General features: G+C 47.6%; 6 protein-coding genes. 3 read left to right on the forward strand and 3 right to left on the reverse strand.

Annotated elements, in window-relative coordinates:
• Positions 1-63 precede the first annotated feature (63 nt).
• The 3 genes from cas2 to cas9 are packed head-to-tail and all read right to left on the reverse strand — an operon-like array spanning position 64 to position 4,596.
• A complete protein-coding gene (cas2, locus tag ACOBQJ_RS16885; protein ID WP_421072953.1) occupies positions 64-369 on the reverse strand; it encodes a CRISPR-associated endonuclease Cas2 in 306 nt (101 codons plus the stop codon).
• Between the two features lie 23 nt (positions 370-392).
• Positions 393-1,301, reverse strand: coding sequence for a type II CRISPR-associated endonuclease Cas1 (gene cas1 / locus ACOBQJ_RS16890; protein ID WP_421072954.1), 909 nt, complete (start codon positions 1,299-1,301; stop codon positions 393-395).
• 7 nt (positions 1,302-1,308) lie between these two features.
• The gene (cas9, locus tag ACOBQJ_RS16895) at positions 1,309-4,596 is read right to left on the reverse strand and encodes a type II CRISPR RNA-guided endonuclease Cas9 (RefSeq protein WP_421072955.1); all 3,288 of its coding nucleotides are present in this window, start codon (positions 4,594-4,596) and stop codon (positions 1,309-1,311) included.
• A 375-nt stretch (positions 4,597-4,971) separates the two neighbouring features.
• Here cas9 and ACOBQJ_RS16900 point away from each other — a divergent pair, with 375 nt between their 5' ends.
• The 3 genes from ACOBQJ_RS16900 to ACOBQJ_RS16910 all read left to right on the forward strand — a co-directional run.
• On the forward strand, positions 4,972-5,424 hold the full coding sequence (locus tag ACOBQJ_RS16900) for a peroxiredoxin (RefSeq protein ID WP_421072956.1): 453 nt from the start codon (positions 4,972-4,974) through the stop codon (positions 5,422-5,424).
• 228 nt (positions 5,425-5,652) lie between these two features.
• Positions 5,653-7,398 (forward strand): ABC transporter ATP-binding protein, encoded by a 1,746-nt coding sequence (locus ACOBQJ_RS16905; protein WP_421072957.1) that lies wholly within the window; start codon positions 5,653-5,655, stop codon positions 7,396-7,398.
• A 122-nt stretch (positions 7,399-7,520) separates the two neighbouring features.
• Positions 7,521-8,520, forward strand: a 1,000-nt coding sequence (locus ACOBQJ_RS16910) for an ABC transporter ATP-binding protein (RefSeq protein WP_421072958.1), incomplete at its 3' end; no start/stop codon positions are given.

Genomic DNA, 8,520 nt, shown 5'->3' on the forward strand with positions numbered 1-8,520 from the left:
TTGATGGGGAGTAAGTTGCTTTTTAAAAAGCACTTATTTCCCATCTGCCTGCAAAAAAATGGACTAAAACAAGACGAGTTGAGTAGGGTTTTGTTTGCTTTTTTCACGTTTTTTCCCGGAAAAGGAAACAATATCTTCGTATTGGCGATCAGTAATGGAGACAATATCGACCTTCCCTGCTTTTGGAAGGTTTTTCTTAATATCTGCCACATAGCTATCAAATGCCTCTCTCCCCGATATAAGTCTATAATATACTGAAAATTGACTCATATGGAAGCCCTTGTTCAGTAATCCTGTCCTAAATTGGGACGCCGCTTTTCTTTCTTTTTTTGTCATGACAGGAAGGTCAAACAATACAATCATCCACATAAGTCGATAACTGCTTAGTTCTGTCATGTCATGATAGTCATACGGGTGATTTCAGCTATTTCAATGAGAGGCTTCTTCTCTTTGAATGATTTGACGATGGAAACCGCCATACGCTCCATTGCGGTAAAAAATGGGGTCATTTGCCCTCGCATCAGTAAATCTGCCCACAAAAACTTTGTAAGTTCTTGTTTTGATGCAGGTGATACCTCTGCATAGCCCTGGTCAATAGTATTGAGTACATAGTAATCGACGAGAGGCCTATAAGGTTCCATCAAATCGTCCGCAAGCGGGAATGTATTGGTACCATTTTTATGTTTAATTCCCAATGAAGGTAAGAGGCCAGCAGCGCAGATAGCTCGCGCTGCCGAAGCCCTCAACACAGCGTAACCGTAATTAAATAATGCGTTTGGCCAATCTCCATCAGGATTACGCCGAAAGCCCTTACCCATGAGTGCAGTCCAATATATTCGTGCAGCGATAGCCTCACGATTGTCTGTATCTCCAGATTGAACCCGATTCTTATAAGAGACTATTTTATCTGCCACAGAAATTTCTCCTTTCCAGCGGAGAACTTCGGCTTGATGAGATAATTTTGTTTTGACAATACTTTGCCATAAACGTTTTTTTAAAGGTAATGTGGCATTGATTTGGTACTTTATTCGTTGCGCCGTTTCATAATTACCGGCTACGGGTGTGACAAAAGCGGCAGGATGTCCATTCCCACCGCATAAAATGGTAATGGCGCCTTTCTCTGCGAGGGAAACTAAAATGTCTTTTGAAAAAGTTGCGCCAAATGCCGAAACCATCAATACGCCGATATCGTCGATGGGAACTTCCCCATAGTCTTTCCCTCTATCAGAGACTGTCATTACTCCGTGACGCTTTGCCAAAAAACGCCCGCTTTCACTTATTTCGACAATTCGAGGTATCATGTATCAATTATCGGGTACTCAATCGGCCCTCTACAGTTATATTCACCTGTTTAATTGTGTATGTAGTGAATAACATATTAATCGATTTAAAGTTTTGGCCGTCACAATCACGAGGCCAAAATGACGTTGTTAATTCAGGCTTGGTATTTCGAGTCCAATCAGCAATAGAATCAGCTGCCGCGATAGGTCTAATGTCAATTAGGTTTTTTGTGGTTGCATATCCAGCAATACGGGCTAATTCATTTATTTGTGGCGACAATATTTCCACAACGTCATTTTTATGTAGGGACATCATGAGCTTTGCCGCAGGATGGGGCTTTCTTATCGGTGCTTTTTGGTTTATTCTCTTTTGTTGAAAATACTCAGTCCTTGAAATGAATACTCCCTCATATTTTTTTGTTTTCCCAGGTAAGAGCCAAATATCGACACGGTAGAAATCATAGGGTAGATAAGCTTTATTATGATTAGAAGATATGGGCACAGGAACTTGGCCTTTAGGGAAATAACGGACAGAGCGAATTTGATGTTTATCAGCGTATTCTTGTAAAACAATGGTTAGTTTTCTTCCATTGGATTTTTCTTTGACATGTCTAAGTACATCCTCGCGTAAATGGGAGTCGACAATTGATATAATGTCTCGATCAGAAAGGTTTTGGAGCGCTGTCGTCGTTGCCCATTTTGTTCGCAATACATCGAAAAATTTGTATCTTTGCTGTAAATATTTCTTTACTTCTATAAAAGCTTCATCGCCTAGTTCTGACTTTTTTTCTTGCATCAGCCTAAGTAGGTACTCGCGGACCTTCAAGGCGTTAATATTCGGAATATCTTTCTCCGTAAGTTCGTTGGGAGAAATTCTTGTCAGTACTCTTATCGCTCCCATGGCTGTTTCATCATATAGTTTGCCTTCGGGACCACGATCTGGTTTGATCGAAACAATGACACTTTGCAGTTTTTTTTCGATATCCTCACGACGCAAAGGACAAGGTGGAACCGTAATTGCCCCATAGCCTAGCATTCTGTTTATTCTGGATGTTTCAGCTACGATAGATCTATCACATAGTGCTATTACAATAGCATCCAAAGCATGATGACGATGATCAGACCTGTTTTTAAACCATGTATCATGGTTAGCGTTGAGTAAGGTATTTATCCCCCATTCGCCCCGAAATTTTGCAGTCATTCTCCCTGATGTGGTCCAAATAGCATCTCGATCACATATTATGGAGAGGTAGTTTTTCGTTGCCTTAGCTATATAGGCATTATCTGTCAACTGACGTTGGATAAAGCCAGAATTTTTTTCGTCAAAGAGATCCATTGCCTGAGGAGAAAACTTTGCCCGTTTATTAGATGGCCATTTTTCAGAGAGTTCCTTTATTGTCTCCCAATCAAATCCAAGAGGGGAATGCCCGAATGCTTCATATGGTGTGTGTTCTTTCTTAATCTGATTGCAAGCTTTGTGCGCCACGGTGAGGTTGTCTTTCGAGTCGAGTAATGTCCGAGAATAGGGAAGGATATGCTCTATTTCGACTTCTTCTGATAGAAGCTGACTTGCGGATATGGGCTTGCCACAATAAGGGCATCTTCGCGCAAAACCGGTACCTTCGGGTACAAGTTCCTCCCATAGGCGATATTTTTTAATGAGCTTGCTTGAAGGCTGAATAAACCCGAGCTTTTTAAGCTCTTCTTTTACTTGTTCATTTTTCTCTTGATTTAATGCCTGTGCTTGGAAGTCTTCCAGCTTTTTCTTCGCGTTAGTTTTTAAATTGCGGCCTACTTCTACAATAATCTCGGACGGTTTTCCGTAACGTCTAATTAGAGCATTTACAAGTTTTCTTAATTGGTTCAAAGCGATATGCACTGTCGGATTAGAAATACGTCCATAACGAATCTCTTCTGTATCCTGTTGATTGCCACTTGCCTTGGTAGTTAACGATGTTAATATTTCTCCATAGTATGGCAATGATGAACGTATTGGTTTTTTTTCAAAATCGGAGTGATGCATTCCCATTTTAGCTACCGCATCATGATACGGTATAAAAAGATTAAGCATTATATCCGAGCATTCCCTCATAAATCGTGCGGAAAGCATTGTTGTACCAATAGGATAAGTCCATTTAAGGATATTATTCTTCTGATCAGCGGAAAGGTTGTATTTTTCTAGTAGCTCGATGATTTTTGTCTCATCGTCTTCGATAATAAGTCTCTCAACAAGTTCATCTTGGGTTTGCCAATTAAGGAAATCCCACTGCTGACCAAAGTATTTTTCGTTACGAAAATCGCAGGATGTTGTGTTACCTTTGAGTTCCTTACGTTTTATGTCCTCAAGGTTGAACAAAAATGTGAATGGCTCGCCTATTATATGAGAGAATTCTTTTCTTATTTGGTCAAATTTGAGTGATTTCTGTTTTTCGAGAAGATTATAAAGTGTTTCCTTGAAATGTTCCGCTATATCGACAAGCCTGTTATCCTCATCAAAATATTTTAAGTTGTTGATCTCTTGGAGAATTCTAAAGCGATGCGCTGAGGGCAGAGCCCGATATCCGCGCTCTTCGTCCGTATAAAATAAACAAGTACCACGCGCAGGTCTTTTTAATGGTCGTTGAAAATAGATTATTCTGTATAACTTATCCCAATCGAGCTTTGAGTGGCCGCTTTCCTGAATTCTCCGTATTGCCTCGAACTCTTTTTCATACATTTCCCGTGAAGGATAAAATGAATAATTTATTTTCGATTTAATAGTTTCAGGACGAAAACGTAAAACACCTTTTTCTTTAAGCTCCTTATACATCCACTGTCCTAAAGTTTTCCCTCCTAGAGTAGCGGAAAGACGTGCGATTCCAGCTAACATACCCGCTGTTTCTTTATTCTGTGAGGCGACTTGCTCTTTACGATTTGATTTAAAACCACGACGACCAGTCAACTGCATAAGAATGCGGGCAAGTTCTTCTTTTCTTAATAGTCTTGACACTGCTTCGTTGCGTAAAGAATATGGGTCAAGTCTTTCAATTGTTTTTCTGCTTGCTTTTTCGGCGGGGAGATATCCTGAGGCAATAAGATATCGGAGCATAGTCTTTTTTCGTCGTATCCGTCGGTCCCGTTGTCGGCGCATCTGTCGAGCAGTTCGTCTGCGTTCATTCAAAGGGTCGCCTGTTCTGCCGTCTCCTGCCGGTTCGCGTCCATCGGGAAAAACCCTAACACCCATATCCATAAGCTCGGTAGGAGTTTTATTTGCCAGTCGGACAGCTGCCCACCCAATAGAACCTGTTCCCATATCAAGCCCGAGGCGCCACTTCATTTCGTCCCCCTTTTTAACTTGACAATAATCAATGGCTATTATATCATAGCTTTTACAGTTTATTCAGAAAAATGGTTGGCAGGCTAACAAGGCCCCCTTTATGGGTGTGCCACAAAATGTCGCCGTTGCGGCGAGGAAAAAGGAGGGTGCGCCCTCCTTTTTTGTTGATGTATCGGCCTTGTTTCCTTGAAAAGGATGAAGGAAAGCTGCTTCTGGCCTTAACTACAATATCTCCAGTTGTCCCGTTACGAGCGCGTCTGGAGTGAAAAAGATTCCCTTATACTGACCCCAGGCTCGAACAATGTTATATTAAATAAACTAAATGTAAGAACTCGATATATAATGTAAGAGTTCGACATATAAGGAGGCCTTTCGATGATCGAAGTTGGCGCTAAAGCCCCTGATTTTTCCCTTTCCGATGCCGACGGCAAAGTGTGGACCCTGGCGGATTTCGCCGGCGGCCCCCTGGTGCTCTATTTCTACCCCCGGGACGATACGCCGGGCTGCACCGTCGAAGCCTGTAGTTTTCGCGACCGGGGGCCTGAATTCGCGGCCAAGGGCGCGAAGGTGGTGGGCATAAGCCCCGACTCCGGCGCATCCCACGACAAATTCCGCCGCAAGCATTCCCTTTCCTTTATCCTTCTCTCCGATCCGGATAAAAAGACCATGCAAGCCTACGGGGCGTACGGTGAAAAAACCATGTACGGCAGGAAAGTGATGGGCGTGATCCGCTCGACCTTCCTTATCGACGGCTCGGGTACGGTGATCAAGGTCTTCCCCAAGGTCACTCCCGCCGGGCACGCGGACAAGGTGCTGGAAAGCCTCTAGGCAGGATTGAAAGTTTACGGCTCTCGGGCGATGTGTGATAAAAGCAAGGCAAGCCATGTTGGGTCGATAAAAACAAAGTACTATCTTGGATACGGCGGGTAAAAACAGAATAGGCCGGGGCGTTCCCTAGAAGTTTCGGCCGTCGAAGCGGGCCGGCGGCCGGAAAAATATTTACCTGTCCTATTTGACCCCTGACCGCCCTTTACGTATTTTAGAGCAGGCACAACTATGCTCAAAATACTCAAGTATTACAAACCCTACATCGGGAACATTCTCCTTGTTTTCTTGCTCCTCTTCATCCAGGCCAACGCGGAGCTGGCCCTGCCCGACTATATGTCCAAGATAGTGGATATCGGCATCATGAGGGGCGGAGAAGGACAGGGGCAGACGGCTTACATACTCAAGATGGGCGGCATAATGCTCGCCCTTACCCTGTTGGCGGTGGCTGCCACCATAGCGGTGGGTTACTTCGGCTCCCGGACCGCCTCGGGCGTGGCCAGGGATCTGCGCAGGGCGATCTTTTCCAAGGTCCAGGACTTCTCATCCGCCGAAATGGACAAGTTTTCCACCGCGTCCCTCATCACCCGTTCCACCAACGACATCACCCAGATCCAGATGGTCAGCAATATGGCCATGCGGATGTTGTTCTTCGCTCCGATCATAGGAATCGGGGGAATAATCAGAGCCACCTCGAAGGCCTCATCCATGTGGTGGATCATCGCCCTGGCGGTGGGAATCCTCCTGGCGATCGTGCTGGCGGTGTTTTCCATAGCCCTGCCCAAGTTCAAGCGGATCCAGGCCTTGGTGGACAGGCTCAACCTCGTGCTCCGCGAAAACCTGACAGGCATGATGGTCATCCGGGCCTTCGCCACGGAAAAAAAGGAAGAACAACGCTTCGGAGAAGTCAACGCCGAACTCACCGGTATCATGCTCTTCGTATCCAGGATCATGGCGCTCATGATGCCCTTGATCACCCTCATCATGAATGGGATCTCCATTCTCATCGTCTGGGTGGGGGCCAAGGAAATCGCCCAGTCGCAGATTCAGATCGGCGACATGATGGCGTTCATGCAATATTCGATGCAGATTTTCTTTTCCTTCATGATGATGTCCATGATGTTCATCATTATTCCCCGGGCTTCCATTTCCGCCGACAGGATCCACCAGGTGCTGACCACCGGGACCAGTGTCGTCGACCCGCCTTCGCCCGCGGTATTTCCCGATAAGCTCGGCGGCGTTGTGCGCTTTGACAATGTCAGTTTCCGTTATCCCGGATCGAACGAGGACGTGTTGCACAGGATAGATTTCACCGCCCGTCCCGGCAAGGTTACGGCGGTCGTAGGCACCACGGGTGCGGGCAAGACCACGCTGGTGAGCCTCGTGCCTAGATTTTACGACGTCACCGAAGGGTCGGTGAGTATCGACGGAGTGGATGTCAGGTCGGTGAAGCAGAAGGCATTGCGCGATTTAATCGGTTTTGTGCCCCAGAAGGCTTCGCTTTTCTCCGGCACCGTGGAGAGCAATCTGCGCTACGCCAGGGACGAAGCTGGCTCCGAGGACCTGGACAGGGCTTTGGAAATCGCCCAGGCGAAGGAGTTCGTGCGGGCCCTTCCCGGCGGGATATCAGCTCCGGTGTCCCAGGGCGGAATGAACTTCTCGGGCGGCCAACGTCAACGCCTTACCATCGCCCGGGCGCTGATGAAAAAGGGACCTGTCTTCATCTTTGACGACAGTTTTTCTGCCCTCGATTTCACTACCGACAAAAAACTCAGGGCCGCCCTGACGGAGAAGTTGGCCGATAGCACGGTGATCCTGGTGACCCAGCGGGTTGCCACCATCAAGGGGGCTGATCAAATCATCGTGCTGGATGAAGGCAAGATGGTGGGAAAGGGCCGCCACGCCGAGCTGATGGAAACCTGCGAGGTATACAGGGATATAGCCCTGTCCCAGCTGAGCGCCGAGGAGTTGGTATGAGCGCCGTCGAGAATAAGCCGAACAATAGCGCGGCGTCGCCCCAGGGCCGGAACGCGGCCGATTCTTCCACGGCAAGGCCCATGCGTCCCGGAGCCGCCCTCGGGCGAGGGGGGCCCCACGCGATGCTCAAGGGCGAAAAGCCCAGGGATTTTTCGGGCACGATGAAGAAGCTCCTGGGGTACATGGGGGTTTACAAATACCGGACCGGCATGGTTATCCTGCTCGCCGCCTTTTCGACAGTGTTCTCCATCTTCGGGCCTAAGGTGCTCGGAAAGGCGACGACAAAGCTGGCGGAAGGAGTCATGTCGAGCCTGCGGGGCGGACCCGGTATAGATTTCGAAGCTTTGGCGGGCATACTGGGAATTGTCCTGGGACTCTATCTTTTCTCGGCGCTTTTGTCCTATCTCCAGGGCTGGATCATGGCGGGGGTCTCGGCGGCGATGACGGAACGATTCAGGCGGGATCTCCAGGCCAAGATACACCGCATGCCCCTGAGCTATTTCGACAAGATCAGCCACGGCGAAGTGCTCTCGAGAATGACCAACGACGTGGATACGGTCAACCAAACCCTGAACCAGAGTCTTTCCCAGATGATCATATCCGTGGTGGGTATTCTTGGCGCCTTTGTCATGATGCTCAGCATCAGTTGGCTGATGACGCTGGTCGCCTTTGTCACCATTCCCATTTCACTGGGTATCATTCGCTTCGTGGTGGGGAAATCCCAAAAATACTATAGCCGGCAGCAGGAATATCTAGGCCACGTGAACGGGCACATAGAGGAAATATTCTCCAGCCACGGCGTGGTGAAAGCGTTCAACGGGGAGGCCAGGAATCAGGCCGCTTTCGACGAACTCAACGATACCCTCTATCATTCGGCGTGGAAATCCCAGTTCCTTTCCTCCATCATGATGCCGGTGATGAATTTCGTGGGAAACCTCGGCTACGTGGGCGTGACCATCCTGGGCGGCTATCTGGCCGCATCCAGGGCGATAACCCTGGGCGATGTGCAGGCCTTCATCCAGTACATTCGATCCTTCACCCAACCCATGTCCCAGATCGCCAATATCTCCAATGTCCTCCAGCAGACCGCCGCTTCGGCGGAACGTGTTTTCGCGTTCTTGG

Origin of the sequence: Pelotomaculum propionicicum (assembly GCF_048984525.1) — a bacterium.
GTDB classification, from domain to species: Bacteria; Bacillota; Desulfotomaculia; order Desulfotomaculales; family Pelotomaculaceae; genus Syntrophopropionicum; species Syntrophopropionicum propionicicum_A.